13 protein-coding genes are annotated in these 12980 nt (G+C 61.5%); all 13 read right to left on the reverse strand.

What is annotated here, in order from left to right; translation table 11 throughout:
- Positions 1 to 1389: a hypothetical protein gene (locus GS_RS09900; RefSeq protein WP_010942613.1), complete on the reverse strand. Its 1389-nt coding sequence runs from the start codon at positions 1387 to 1389 to the stop codon at positions 1 to 3.
- A 66-nt stretch (positions 1390 to 1455) separates the two neighbouring features.
- The gene (locus tag GS_RS09905) at positions 1456 to 2499 is read right to left on the reverse strand and encodes an N-acetylneuraminate synthase family protein (RefSeq protein WP_235044860.1); all 1044 of its coding nucleotides are present in this window, start codon (positions 2497 to 2499) and stop codon (positions 1456 to 1458) included.
- A gap of 5 nt (positions 2500 to 2504) precedes the next feature.
- On the reverse strand, positions 2505 to 3440 hold the full coding sequence (locus GS_RS09910) for a hypothetical protein (RefSeq protein ID WP_010942615.1): 936 nt from the start codon (positions 3438 to 3440) through the stop codon (positions 2505 to 2507).
- Between the two features lie 24 nt (positions 3441 to 3464).
- A complete protein-coding gene (locus GS_RS09915; RefSeq protein WP_010942616.1) occupies positions 3465 to 4172 on the reverse strand; it encodes a cytidylyltransferase domain-containing protein in 708 nt (235 codons plus the stop codon).
- A gap of 21 nt (positions 4173 to 4193) precedes the next feature.
- Complete coding sequence (locus GS_RS09920; RefSeq protein WP_010942617.1) at positions 4194 to 4823, reverse strand: acetyltransferase; 630 nt, start codon at positions 4821 to 4823, stop codon at positions 4194 to 4196.
- A complete protein-coding gene (locus GS_RS09925; protein WP_010942618.1) occupies positions 4816 to 5970 on the reverse strand; it encodes a LegC family aminotransferase in 1155 nt (384 codons plus the stop codon). The genes GS_RS09920 and GS_RS09925 overlap by 8 nt, the downstream gene beginning before the upstream one ends.
- A gap of 20 nt (positions 5971 to 5990) precedes the next feature.
- Entirely contained in the window at positions 5991 to 7001 is a 1011-nt protein-coding gene (locus GS_RS09930; protein ID WP_010942619.1) for an NAD-dependent 4,6-dehydratase LegB, read from the reverse strand.
- A 6-nt stretch (positions 7002 to 7007) separates the two neighbouring features.
- Positions 7008 to 8129, reverse strand: coding sequence for a glycosyltransferase (locus tag GS_RS09935; RefSeq protein ID WP_010942620.1), 1122 nt, complete (start codon positions 8127 to 8129; stop codon positions 7008 to 7010).
- 1 nt (position 8130) lies between these two features.
- Positions 8131 to 9273 (reverse strand): glycosyltransferase family 2 protein, encoded by a 1143-nt coding sequence (locus GS_RS09940; protein ID WP_010942621.1) that lies wholly within the window; start codon positions 9271 to 9273, stop codon positions 8131 to 8133.
- Positions 9273 to 9947: an exosortase C-terminal domain/associated protein EpsI gene (locus GS_RS09945; RefSeq protein ID WP_010942622.1), complete on the reverse strand. Its 675-nt coding sequence runs from the start codon at positions 9945 to 9947 to the stop codon at positions 9273 to 9275. Before GS_RS09945 ends, GS_RS09940 begins: the two co-directional genes overlap by 1 nt.
- Positions 9935 to 10807, reverse strand: coding sequence for an exosortase (gene xrt / locus GS_RS09950; protein ID WP_010942623.1), 873 nt, complete (start codon positions 10805 to 10807; stop codon positions 9935 to 9937). Before xrt ends, GS_RS09945 begins: the two co-directional genes overlap by 13 nt.
- Entirely contained in the window at positions 10804 to 11709 is a 906-nt protein-coding gene (locus tag GS_RS09955; protein ID WP_010942624.1) for an XrtA system polysaccharide deacetylase, read from the reverse strand. The genes xrt and GS_RS09955 overlap by 4 nt, the downstream gene beginning before the upstream one ends.
- On the reverse strand, positions 11709 to 12938 hold the full coding sequence (locus GS_RS09960) for a TIGR03016 family PEP-CTERM system-associated outer membrane protein (RefSeq protein WP_010942625.1): 1230 nt from the start codon (positions 12936 to 12938) through the stop codon (positions 11709 to 11711). Before GS_RS09960 ends, GS_RS09955 begins: the two co-directional genes overlap by 1 nt.
- Positions 12939 to 12980 lie beyond the last annotated feature (42 nt).

Consider the following 12980-nt stretch of genomic DNA (forward strand, 5'->3'; position numbering starts at 1 on the left):
TCACTCCTGGTGGCTGGCGGATGATGTTCCATTCCAGTGGCGTCTGGTAACCGTACCGGTCGCTGTGTCCATCACGGCCACGGTCGTAGTGCCCGCGGCATTGTTGGCGGCGACCCCCACGGCGCTCAGGGCTTTCAGGGGGAACGTTTCCTCGTCGAACACATACTGCCAGCGGTGGAAAGGTATCTCGATGTCGAAGTTGTCATAGTGGTACGTTCCGGCCGCCGTTTTAAGGGCAAGCCAGGGCTGCGGGCCAAAGGTCGGCGTTTCGGAGCTGACCTCCAGCACGTGGGCCGAATCGCCGATGGTGGTCAGGGTAAGGTCAAGCTCGCAGGGCGGCGGCAGGGGCAGGCCGAGCGCGCCACGCATGGCCTCCAGCGCCTCGGCGAACCGGAACGGGACATCCGGGAACTCGGCGGCCACGCGGCCGAGCAGGTGCAGTACGCCTTCGATGTCCGGCCGCATATCGCGGAAATCATGATTGGTGAATGAAAGCACCACGGGCTTGCCGTCCCGGGCCTCACGGAAGGCCTGGCGCACATCGTTTTCGGTCATGAGCCTGAACCGCGTGCCCACATTGAGGCAGCGCGCCACCCAGCGGCGGCAGGAGCCGGGCACCTGATAATCATCGGGCGCGGGATGGAACGGCTGCCAATTCACCGGCGACCGGCGCCAGTCGCCGAATCGTCCCCCCTTGAGGCCGAACTGGGCCCTGTCGTCATCGGTCGGGACCATGGCCTGGCTGGAAAAGTCAAAGGGGATGAACTGCTCCAGGAACCAGTGACTGTCCGGCCGGATCACGTGGAACCCGGGCCGGTGGGCAGACGGGAACCAGTTCCGGTCAATGACCCGTCGCGACAGGATTTGGGGCAGGCTGTCCGAATTGGCCCACCAGTGGGTTGCGCAGCGATGCGCCTCTCTGTTGAAAGGGTGCGGATGGTAGTGGAAGTGGAGACCGTCCTGCATCGATCCCGTTTCACGCATCAGGTGCCGGTAGTGATCGAAGACGTTGTGGTATCCCATGTCCCGCCGGCGAGGATTGTAATCGTAATCCACATGATCAACGCAGAACCAGTTGTAGACCCATCCGCCGCCGAAGGAGTCGCGCACCCGCATGCGGAACTCGTCCGAGAGGCATTCCGCCAGCATGGCATCCACCTTGTCCCAGGTATCGTTGTAGGCAAGGAGATGGGGGTCCACTACCTTCATTACCGCCGACTCGATCCCTCCCAGGTCCACCTCGCCGGCCTGCAGACGGCGCAGCAGGGCGGTGCTCGGCTCCAGATCGAGCTTGAAGATCGATTTCAGACGATCGAATGTGGCCTCGGTCGATTCGTGCAAAGGACCTTCGGTATCGATGCAATGAACGACATACACGGTTTCAGACATCAAGCTCACCTCTGACATTCACGCGGCGCGCGCCGCCCATCCCTTGCTCATGCCGCAGTAGACGCATCACACCAGATCCTCCCAGCGGATAACGTCATCTTCCTGCATGTCCCGGGCCAGTCTGCGGCCAAGGGCATAGGTCATCTCGGCGGGAGAAATGCCGGTACCGGGACGCTTGGCGTCCAGATCCGCTTCCACGAGCACATGCCCCTGAGGAAGGGCGCGGCGCGTCACCAGGCTCCGCCTGAATTTCTTGCGCTTTTCCATCTCGGCTTCGGTGACGATTCGCTTGCCGCCGCCGAGCGCTATCCGGATGTTTCTCCCCTCCTCCACGATGGTCCGCAAATCGGTCGGCGTGGCGGAGATGGCGTGATCCCATCCCTCCATGTCCTGGTCGAGGGTGAAGTGCTTCTCGATGACGCAGGCTCCCAAGGCGATGGCCGCGAGGGGGATGGCCGTGCCCATGGTGTGGTCGCTGAACCCGACCGGGACATCAAACGCCTGCTGGAGCGTGGCCATGTTGCGCAGATGGATCATCTCGTAGTCGGGCGGATAGATTGATACACAGTGCAGCAGCACGACCTGATCGTTACCTTCGGCACGCACGGTTTCAACGGCCGCCTCGATTTCCGCCAGGGTCGCCATGCCGGTCGAGAGCAGCATCGGCCGCCGCTTGCGCGCCACGTACTTCAGAAACGGCAGATGGACGATATCCATAGATGCGATCTTAAAGAAGGGCACATCCAGCGATTCCAGCAGATCGGCCTCTTCGGGCGAAAAGGGGGTGGAGCAAAAGGCTATCCCCCGTTCGCGGCAGTAGGCATGGGCCTCCCTATGCTGGTCTGTCGTGAGCTGATAGGTCTTAACCATATCCCTGAGCGAACCGAAGTGACGCTTTTTGTCGGAATACTCGGTATTTCGCTCATATTCTTCCCGGGCGATGAGCGAGTTTTCCGTCCACGACTGGAACTTCACGGCATGGGCGCCGGCCTCGGCCGCGGCATCGATCAGTTGACGGCAGAGGTTCATGTCTCCGTTATGGTTGGAACCGATTTCGGCAATCACATAGGGGGGATTCTCCGCTCCAACCGGAACATTTCCTAATTTCATGCTGTTCATTCTGTCTCCTTTTCATGCGTCCACATGTTCTGCAACGCGGGATAGGCAACGGTTGACCACCAGAGCGGTGCCGGATCCAGCTCGTTCAGGGCACGTACGTATTGCTCGAGCCGCGGCGGCTGAAGGACCACGCGGTGGTAGAATAGTTCGACGTCGCGAGCCACCTGCTCCACGACGGCACAACGATCGGCCAACACGCCTTCGGTCAGCGTGGCCAGCACGACCTGAAAGTGATGTCTCACCCGCCCGCAGTCGCTGATCACCTGCGGCAGACCGAAAGGAGGCCTGACCCGCGCCATGTTGGCGCCGTGCTGCCGATAGTCCATCCTGACCGCGTTGTCAAAGTCCAGCCGTGCTCCCAGCAGCCATGCCCGCGTTGCCAGGTACCAGTCCACGAGCGCCACGTCGGATGGTATGGGCAGGCAGCGACGCAGCAGATCAGACCGGAAGGCCGTGTTGGACAGTCCGAAAACGTTGTTCCTGGGCAGCACGTCGGCGGGACCGGACTCGGGCGGTAGGCCGTAGACGAGTCCCAGGTCGCCCCCGTCCTGATCCACCAGGCGCAGGGCGCAACCGACAAGGTCGCTTGACCGGAGGGCAAGGCGGGCCGAGGCGACCCGGCTGGGATGAAGGATGTCGTCGCTGTCCACCAGCACCACACCGTCAACCACGTCCACCAGGCGCTCTAAGACCCGTTGCCTGACCTGCGCGGGAGTGTCGCCGGGGGCAGCCGGCACCCACATGGCACCAGGATCTCCACCCATGGCGTCGATGGCGGCCTCCACGGTCAGGGAGTCGAGCCCGATCCAGAGCGCCACGTCACGGTCGGCCTGCTCCCGCACGGAGCGGTACCAGTCGGGCAGAAAGGGCTCTACGCCTGGATAAATGGTTGTGTACAGCGCCAGAGTCTTAATGGGTCTTCCCTCGCTCATCGGGCCCCGCGGCAACGGGCAGGTTCAGCGCCCGCCCGCGCTGTCGAGACGAAACAGGATTTCTGCCATGTCCCAGTCGTCATAGGTGTCGATATCCAGTCCCCGTTGCCAGGGTATTTCCCACCCCGTCTTCGCCGGGATGTGGTAGGTGCCCTCCCGGCGCAGCACGTCGGCTTTCGCCCACCAGATGGCGCCGGTCGGGCAGAAGAGTTCGGGCAGATCCTGGCTGCGCTGGGTCATGGCCTCCCGGAAGAGCGGATCGAGCCGGAACGAGTCGTCCCGGCGCATGGCCCACCAGGGGTTCTGCCAGCCGTAGCGCACCACGGACAACTGTGAATCAGCGCCGGACTCCAGGAACTGACGATGACTGTCACGCACGTCGGCTGAGGTCTTGAGGGGACAGTTGGGCATCATCTGGCACACGAAGCCGTAGGTGGAGCCGTCGGGATCGAGCTTCACCAGCATGTCCACCGTCGCTGCCGAGACAGGAGTAATGTCGTCCGCCAGGGATGCCTCCCGCAGGAACGGAACTTCCGCCCCGTGCCGTTGAGCCACCTCCGCGATTTCCTGACAGTCGGTGCTGACCACGATCCGTTCGAACAATCCGCTGTCGGCTGCAGCCTCAACGGTGTATGCAATCAGGGGCTTGCCCATGAGCGGCTTGATGTTTTTCCCGGGAACCCGCTTGGAGCCTCCCCGCGCCGGAATCACCGCGATACATGCGTCAGGCATCGGTGTGCCTCCTCCCCGTTCTCACTTGATCCTCCTGGCCGGGCTCCCCACATAGGTTCCCGGAACCGTTATATCCCTCACCACCGTGGAGCCGGCGCCGATCATGCAGTCTTCGCAGATGGAAACGGACTGGATGACTGTGGCTCCGGTGCCGACCATGGTGTTGTGCCCCACCGCGACCCCCCCGCTGAGGGTTACCCCCGGTGCGATATGGACGTTGTCGCCGAGCCGGCAGTCGTGCTCGACCGTGCTGTTCGTGTTGAGGATGCAGGCACGGCCGGTCTCCGTGCCGCTGTTGACCACGACGCCGTCGAGGACGACCGTGCCGGCGCCGAGCGCCACGTCTTCGTTGACCACCGCATGCGGCGACACGATGACCGGGAAGTCAAAGCCGAGTCCGGAGATGTCGTCCTGCAGGGTGAGTCTCAACTGCGACGCGTCGACTTTTCCGATGCCGATAATGGCGCCACAGGTCGGATGCGTCCCGAGAAGGCCCGGCAGAACACCGTCGCCGCCCAGCCAGGGGATGCCGAGGACCGGCCCCCGATCCTGGCGGTCGGTATAGCCTGCCACCAGGCAGCCGGCCTTTTTCAGCACGCTGATGACGACCTTGGCGTGCCCGCCCCCCCCGATCACGACAATGCTAGCCACGGCGCAGCCTTTCGGCGACGAAGTCGATGTCGCTTTCGCTCAGGTTGGCGCTGCACGGGATGCTCAGGGTCGCCTCCAGCAACTGGAACGCCTTTTCTATGCGATAGTTCCGGCAGTCGCGGAAGGGGACCTGCAGATGGTTCAGGTACCAGACCGGACGGGTCTGGACTCCCTCCCCTTTCAGATATTCCATCAACTGCTCACGGTCCTTGCCATAGACGGCCGGATCTATCTGCAACGCGTACATCCAGTGGTTGTTGCGGGCATAGGCGGGGCCTTCCGCCAGGATGAGTCCGTCGATGCGGTCGATCCTCTCCTGGTAGGCGAGATAATTGGCGCGTTTCGCCTCAAGGAATTCGGGGAGCAGCTCCAACTGGGCCACGCCGATGGCCGCCTGAACGTTGGTCAGGCGAAAGTTGTAGCCCACTTCATTGTGGACGTACCTGACCTCGTCATCCTTTGCCTGGGTGGTGAGGTACCTGGCCCGCTCGGCGTATTCGGGGACATCGGTGACGATCATCCCGCCGCCGCCGGTGGTGATGATTTTATTGCCGTTGAACGAGAAGCACCCCATGTCACCCACGGTACCCGTGTGCTTCCCGTCCAACTCGCCGGAGCAGTAGACGGTGCCGAGGCTTTCGGTCGAATCCTCCACCACCTTGATGTTGCGCTCTCGGCAGAGGGCTACGAGCTCGCTCATTCTGGCGGCATTGCCGAAGACATGGACCGGCACGATCGCAGCAATTCGCCGTCCCGTGACCCGGCTCCAGGTACTGCCGTCCCTGAACTCGGTCTCCTGCTCGAGAAACTCGGCCGTCTTGCGGACATCGATGTTGTAGAACTCATCGCAGTCCATGAACACAGGTTCGGCGCCCAGGTATGTAACGGCATTGACCGTGGCGATGAAAGTCAGGGTCGGCACGATGACCTCGTCACCGGCGCAGACTCCCACGATCCTGAGAGCCACCTGGAGAGCCGCCGTTCCGTTCACGCAGGCCACTGCGTGGCGGGAGCCGGTGAAAGCGCAAAAGTCCGACTCGAACCTGTCAACAAACTTGCCGGCCGAGGATACCCATCCCGTATCCAGGCATTCCTTGACGTATTTCCATTCGTTCCCTTTAAGGGTTGGCACTGACAGCGGAATCATCGGGTCCCTTTCGCGGTCTTTCAGATGTTGTAGATATTGGCCTTGTAAGCTTTGAGATTCTCCGGTCGGACGAACCACTCGACCGTCTCGACGAGCCCCCTGCGCAATCCGTCCTTCCCGCCATAGTTCTGCCCATGATCCAGGAGCCTTTTTGCCTTGGACGTGTCGGCCCAAAGCCGTTCGACCTCGCTCTTGTCCGGCCTGAGACGTTCCGCATCAGTCACGATCTCCACATCGGCGCCCATGACATCGGCTATCATTCGGGCGGTCTCACCCATGGAAATCTCGAAGTTGCTGCCGATGTTTATCACTTCCCCCACCGACTTCTCGCTCTCAGCCACCGCGATGAAGCCCGCGACGGTGTCGGCCACGTAATTCAGGTCGCGGGTCGGATGCAGGGCTCCCAATCTGAGGGTACGGGCGCCGGAGGCGATCTGGGTGATGACGGTTGGGATGAATGCCCGCGCCGACTGTCTCGGTCCATAGGTATTGAAGGGACGGATAATGGCGACGGGTGTGTCGAACGAACTGTAGAAGGACATGGCGATCTGGTCTGCACCGATCTTGGACGCGGAGTACGGTGATTGACCCTGGAGCGGGTGTTCCTCGGTGATGGGGACGAATCGGGCAGTGCCGTACACTTCGCTGGTGGACGTATGGACGACCTTGGCTACCCCCAACTCCCGGGCCGCCTGGACCACGTTGAGGGTTCCCTTGACGTTGGTGTCCACGTAGGTATCCGGTGAGTGATACGAATAGGGGATTGCGATGAGCGCCGCCAGGTGGAGGACCACGTCGCACCCCTTCATGGCCTCCCTGACCCCGTGGGGATCGCGGATGTCGCCGGCAAAGACATCCAGCGATTTCAGCAGTTCCGGGTCCAGGTGGTCAAGCCATCCCCAGGAGTTGAACGAGTTGTAGTACACGAATGCCCGCGTATCGTACCCCCGCATCAGGAGTGCTTCGGTGAGATGTGAACCGATGAAGCCATCGGCGCCGGTTACAAGTATCTTTTTGCCTTTGAGATCCATTAATGCTCACTTTCGATGTATGGCGGGATGAACACCGTCATAGATTTCGCTGTATTTGATGGCCATCGCGCCGGCTGCGTAGCGTGTTTCGACCAAGTGTCTTCCCCGCTCCGCGAGACGCGCGGCCAGTAGGTCGTCTCCGATCAGGCGCGACACGCACCCTGCAAGGCTGCCAGCATGGCGCGGTTCAGCCAGAAGACCGGCTGCACCGCCATCCAGCACTTCGGGCACGCCCCCTACCCTTGTGGCGACAATCGGGACCCCGGCCAGCATTGCTTCAAGTATGACCATGGGAAGCCCTTCGGTCAGCGACGAGAGCACAAACGCCCGGAACAGGGGCAGGTAGCGATTGGCGTCCGGCACATATCCCGGCAGCAGCACCCTTTCCGTCAGCCCCAGTTCCCGGATCTTCGCCTCCAGGGCGTCTCGCTCGACTCCCTCCCCGAGGAGTGCCAGCCGGACTCCGGGATTCGTCTCCGCCACCTCCCTGACCGCGTCCAGCAGGATATCGAACCCCTTTTCCGGGGACAGACGGCCTATTGCGCCCAGGGTGATGCCTCCCCGGCAGAACTCTACGATCCGGGGGTCGAGGGGCACCGCGGGCCGCTCGGCCTCTCCGGCGAGCGGGATGCCGTTAGGCACCACGTGAATGCCGGGAAGGTCGATCTTCCGGCGCATGGCGTCGTTCACCATCACCACCGCATCCACAAAGCGCAGGCTCAGTCGGTCGAGCCATTCGTAGAGGCCCATCCGGTCCATCCCGCCAGTCCAGGTCCAGCCATGAAGAGTGGTGACCATTGGCAGCCGGCGGAGCGCCCGCGGCATGAAGCCGAACAGGATATTCCCCTTGTAGCCGTGGGAATGGAGCACGTCGCATTGCTCACGCCACGCGAAACGAAGCACGCTGAAGGCGCCGGCAATATTCGCCCCCGGCCTCATGCGAAATCTCTCCACCCGCAACCCCCTCCGTACTGCCTCCTTTTCCAGCGGTTTTTCGCCGCAGAGGGGATCGCCGATGCTGGCGATGACCGGTTCAAGCCCCATGGCGGCCTGCTCGGCAGCGAGATTGAGGAGCATGACTTCGGCTCCGTACAGGCCACCGCTGTCGATGACGTGCAAAACCTTCATGCTACCCCTTCCGCGGCGTCCAGATGACCTGTTTCTCCCCCCTGAGGAACTTGCCGAAGGCGTGGGCGGCGGCAAGGTTCAGCAGGAAAAAGTAGCGGGCCAGGGTGCAGAGACGGCACCCCTTGCCGGTCCGCTCCAGGTAGGGCATGGTCACCGCCGCGAGATAGCCGGCGCTCTGGAGGAGAAACAGGGCCACGTACCCGGTTCCCTTGCCCAGCAGGGCCAGGTTGGAGACATAAGCGGCCACCAGGAACAGGAAGCAGAGGTAACGCAGGGCCTTGTGCGACCAGAGCTGCCAGGCGAACAGGGGATCGTGCCACGGGGCCAGGAGCTTTCTCATGTCGAACAGGGCCCAGAAAGCCCGCAAGGAAACGCGGACCCGCATCCGGTACTCGTCGCCGGCCTCCTTGAGAGACGGCTCCCACAGGAGCGCTTCGGGCTCGTACACGACACGGTACCCCTGCTCGACGACCTTGAGCGGCTGGACAAAATCCGGGAGCTGGTCGGCATTCATGGGGCGGTAGAGCCGCTTGCGCATGGCGTCGACCCCGCCGTCCACCCCGACCACCGATCCGATGCGGCTCTCGATGACGCGTAAATAGTTCTCATAGCGCATGTAGGTGCTGCACCCCTCGCCGATGGTGGTGCCGTCGGGATTGGCATACATCATCCGGCCGGTCACGTAGCCCACCTCCTCGTCGGCAAAGTTCGCCACCAGGTGGCGCAGGGCCGAAGGAGCATAGAGCGAATTGGCATCGGAAAAGACAATGATCTCGCCACGCGCCTGGGGGATTGCCAGGTTGAGGCCGCTTGTTTTGCCGGCGCGGGGCTCCTGGCGGATCAGCCTGACGTTCCGCACGGCATACATGCCGACAATCTCGTCGGTACGGTCGGTAGAGCCATCGGAAACCACGATGATTTCGAGGCGGCCCTGGGGATAGTCCAGTGCCAGCTTGTTCTCAATGGTGGCACCGATGACGTCTTCCTCGTTGTATGCGGCAATGACGATGGTAACCATGGGCTCGATGGAGCCCTTGCGAACCGGACGCCCCGCGACCAGACCGAGCGCTGCGGCCAGCACCGGGTATCCTCCATACACGTAGAACACCATGAAGAGCGATATGAGCAGCACCAGTTCAATCATTATCTCGTCTCCAACGGACCGGCCCCAGCCGCGTAGCGGTGGAAGGAGGGATAAAACGCTTCGACGAAATGCGTGATACGCTCCAGGGGACGGGCGGTTGAATCACCGGCGACCGGCGTACTGATCCGCACGAAGGCATTATTCTCACCTGAGCCGAACAGGCGGTCCTGAACCATGTGAACCTTCTGGGCCAAGGTAGTGGCGGCGGTCTTGCCGTTCGTCTGGAACCAGTAGACGATCTGTTCCCGTTGGCCATCGCGCTCAACGATCATGGACGAGTAATTCACCCGGAGTTCGGGTGAACCGGCCAGGCTCAGTTGCCCCTTACTGCGCCCCGTGATGCGCCACCCCTGCCCGTTGAAGCAGACGAGGGGATCGTGGGCGGCCCCCACTTTTCCGGCAGTATGGTAATAGCCGATGTAGAGGGTCACCACGGCTCCGTCACGGATGAAACTGCGGTAAAGATAGTCGTCGAGCCTGAGTTCTTCGACAACACGGGGTTCCAGAGGCTGATCGCCCAGCGGGTTCCAGCCTGCCACCCGCTCGAATTCAGAGCGCAACGGCGCGCCCGAACCGTTCGCCGTCACTGCCTGGGAACGACCATGGATTAAAAACGCCGTAACCGCGAGCAGAACAGAGACGGCAAGCAGTTTCGTGCAACTCACCGATCGCATAGCGACAACCCCTTCCGGATCAGCAGAAACAGGCCGAACGACACCACGAACAGGGCCAGTCCAAGGACGGTATGAGCGGTCCCTTTGGCAAGATCGATGTTCAGATAATGAAACGCGACGATAAGCACGAATACCCGCAGAATGTTCACGGCAACGGCAATGGGAATGCCGGTCGCGAACAGGATGGCCCGCAGCAAATTCGAGGTGAGAGAAAAGTAGCCAAGAACGGCACCGATGGTCAGTAGCGCCATGATAGAGCGGAGACCGCTGCAGGCCTGCACGACCTCAAATGTCCCCTGGGCAAGGTGAATGACATTGCCCTCGCGATACACCGGGATACCTGTCGCCAATGCCAGCCCCACCGCCAGTTTGCTCACGATGAGCTGAAGCGGGATGGTGAGGGCTGCATAGATCTGCGCGGGGATCGGAATCATGAACAGGAGCAGTGTCAAGGGGAACAAGGCTTGGCAATAGACACGGAAACCGAACAGGTACACAACCGTGCCCCACAGAAATGCAACCATGGACAGGGCGGCCAGGGTCGTAATACCGGCGACATGGGCGAACAGATAGGCCGCGAGAGACAGAACCACCAACGCCAGCCCGCCCGAAGAGCCGGCGGAACCCGGGCGGGAGAAGATCTCCCGCTTCTGCCAGATGATATAGGCCGACAGCGGAGCGATCAGAAACCCATGGGAATAGTCCTCGGAGCCGGACCATGCCTGCACCAGTCCGGTTATCACCGGCAGAAACGCCGCCACAAAGGCGCAGCAGAACAGGGCAAGCAGTCCGAGCCTGGCCCCGGCGCTTTTACCACCCATGGATATGTTCCCGTTCGTGGTCATCTCGTTCGTATTCATGGTTCAACCATCCCTACGGCCAGAAGGTCCATCACGGGGGTGAAGCGAAATTCTCCCAACAGTCGGCGGAACCGCTCTTCGGTCCGGTGCAGGTTCAGGTAATGCCGAAAGCGGCTCTTGGCCGGAGCACCGGCCATTCTGGGCTGGTCGGGGTCCATCTCCCAGGGATGGAGATAGAAGATGAACGACCGTTTCTCACGCCGGTTGATGCGCCGCAGTCCCCACCGGGTGAAGGCATAGGGGAAAAAGCGGAAATAGCCGCCCCCGGCAATGGGAATGTTCCTGCCCCCGAGGGTAAGGGTGGTTATCGGCATTTCAAGGATGGACGGCATCTGGCCGGTGATGCCGTCTTCGCTGTCAGGGGCAGTTGCGGACGGCTCCCACCCACCGTTCCCCTTCACGACCCGAAAGGGGTGGCTCGGCCAGTCAGGGATGCCGTAGAGGTCATGGCGGACGGGAAAGACGCTGGAGTCGTAACAGTAACCGGCGTCGAGCAGTTCGTCGAAGGCCCAGAGGACTTTTCGTGAGATCGAATAGCTGGGCGCGCGATAGCCGTGGACGGGACTGCCGGTAAGATTCTCGATCAGCGCCTTGCTTCTGCGGATGTCGGCCCGGAATTCCTGCCTGGTCTGGGTAGAAACCCGGCGGTGACCATAGCCGTGGCTGGCAACCTCGTGGCCCCGTCGTGCTATCTCTTTTACCAGTTCCGGCGCGCGTTCCGCCACCCAGCCGAGGACGAAGAACGTGGCCTTAACGCCCCCGGCATCGAGCATGTCGAGGATACGGGACGTATTCTTCTCCACCCGAAGGGGAAAACAGTCCCACTGTTCCGGAGGAGAGCACCCTTCAAAGGCGCTTACCTGGAAGTAATCCTCCACATCTATAGAGAGCGCGTTACGCACTAGAAGACCTTCCTGATCTCCACCATCGCCCGGTTTACGGTGTAGTTGTCTGCTACGATCCGGGGGGAGTGGTAATCGATGTAGCGGTAGGTAAGCCCCAGGGAAAACCCTTCGCCCAGTTCGTAGCGAAGGCCGGCATCCACGAAGAATTTGCGGGTATAGGCATCCAGCAGGTTCTGTTCGTAACGTTCGGCGGCAAAGCCGAGGGTGCCGGTAAGACGTTGAGTGAGCTCATGGTGCAGGGTGAATCCACCGCCGTACCGTCTGGTTTCCCGCTCATCGGTTGCGGTATTGACGAAGTCAGAGTAGGAAGCGTTCAGGTTCAGCGCCCCACGCTTCAGGGGCATATCGAATACGGCCGAGTAAAAGGTCTCCTCCGTGGAGGCGCGCAGGGGGTCTTCGCTGTACTGGACGCCGGTGGACAGCGTAACGGTGAAGGAATCGAAGGCATGAGTAAGCCCGGCATTCCAGATGGGATTGGTGAAGGTGTCCCCTCCCCGGTAGGAAATGCGGGAAGCACCGCCATTGGCAAAGACGAAGCTCTTGTCGGCGTACTCATAGCGTCCGCCCGCCATGGCCTCGTGGCGGTTCAGGTCCGATTCCGCAGTGTCCTCGATCACGTAGGAATACGTGCCGGTCAGGGAAAGCTGCTTGGTCACCTCATAGCTGAGGTCGGCAAAGGCGCGGTGCTCGGTCTTGTCGATGCCGGATGGATCCTTGTACCAGGTATTGGTGTAGCGATACCCACCCTTAATGGTGTAGTGGGGGATGGTGCTGATGACGAAATAGGGCGAAGCGGTGACGATGTTCTGGTCCGACTGGTTGCGGAACAGGCTTTCGTTGCTGGTATCGCGGGAAACGTCGAGGGAGACACGTTTGTAGGTATCGCTGGCTTCCAGAAAGAGGAACTCGTCGACAATTCGCGCCAGGCCACGGGCGTCAAGGTTGTGGGTGGTGTCGTCGCTGCGGCTGTTGCGTGCATAGTAGCGGTAGTCGTAATTGTACGCCACGGAGAGGTCCAGAACTGGGGCCTTATAATCAAGTGAAAGGCCCGGAAGCAGGCGGGTAATGAAGTCGTAGCGCTTCCCCTCGGCCGTCTCGAAGACGTTGTCGGTGAACTCCTCGCTCACGGTTATGTTGGGGGTAAACCGGAAATCAGCGGCATTGGCTGGAAACGGAACGAGCGCGGCGCATGCACAGCAGATGAGAAGCGGGGCTGCCTGTTTCATGGTTCTCTCCCTTGAGGTACTATTCATAGCATTGCACAAGGC

Origin of the sequence: Geobacter sulfurreducens PCA (assembly GCF_000007985.2) — a bacterium.
Lineage (GTDB): Bacteria > Desulfobacterota > Desulfuromonadia > Geobacterales > Geobacteraceae > Geobacter > Geobacter sulfurreducens.

What these genes read in the sequence shown, in the direction of transcription:
- GS_RS09900 (WP_010942613.1), bottom strand. Translation starts at nt 1,389, where the DNA reads ATGTCTGAAACCGTGTATGTCGTTCATTGCATCGATACCGAAGGTCCT.
- GS_RS09905 (WP_235044860.1), bottom strand. Translation starts at nt 2,499, where the DNA reads ATGAAATTAGGAAATGTTCCGGTTGGAGCGGAGAATCCCCCCTATGTG.
- GS_RS09910 (WP_010942615.1), bottom strand. Translation starts at nt 3,440, where the DNA reads ATGAGCGAGGGAAGACCCATTAAGACTCTGGCGCTGTACACAACCATT.
- GS_RS09915 (WP_010942616.1), bottom strand. Translation starts at nt 4,172, where the DNA reads ATGCCTGACGCATGTATCGCGGTGATTCCGGCGCGGGGAGGCTCCAAG.
- GS_RS09925 (WP_010942618.1), bottom strand. Translation starts at nt 5,970, where the DNA reads ATGATTCCGCTGTCAGTGCCAACCCTTAAAGGGAACGAATGGAAATAC.
- GS_RS09930 (WP_010942619.1), bottom strand. Translation starts at nt 7,001, where the DNA reads ATGGATCTCAAAGGCAAAAAGATACTTGTAACCGGCGCCGATGGCTTC.
- GS_RS09935 (WP_010942620.1), bottom strand. Translation starts at nt 8,129, where the DNA reads ATGAAGGTTTTGCACGTCATCGACAGCGGTGGCCTGTACGGAGCCGAA.
- GS_RS09940 (WP_010942621.1), bottom strand. Translation starts at nt 9,273, where the DNA reads ATGATTGAACTGGTGCTGCTCATATCGCTCTTCATGGTGTTCTACGTG.
- GS_RS09945 (WP_010942622.1), bottom strand. Translation starts at nt 9,947, where the DNA reads ATGCGATCGGTGAGTTGCACGAAACTGCTTGCCGTCTCTGTTCTGCTC.
- xrt (WP_010942623.1), bottom strand. Translation starts at nt 10,807, where the DNA reads ATGAATACGAACGAGATGACCACGAACGGGAACATATCCATGGGTGGT.
- GS_RS09960 (WP_010942625.1), bottom strand. Translation starts at nt 12,938, where the DNA reads ATGAAACAGGCAGCCCCGCTTCTCATCTGCTGTGCATGCGCCGCGCTC.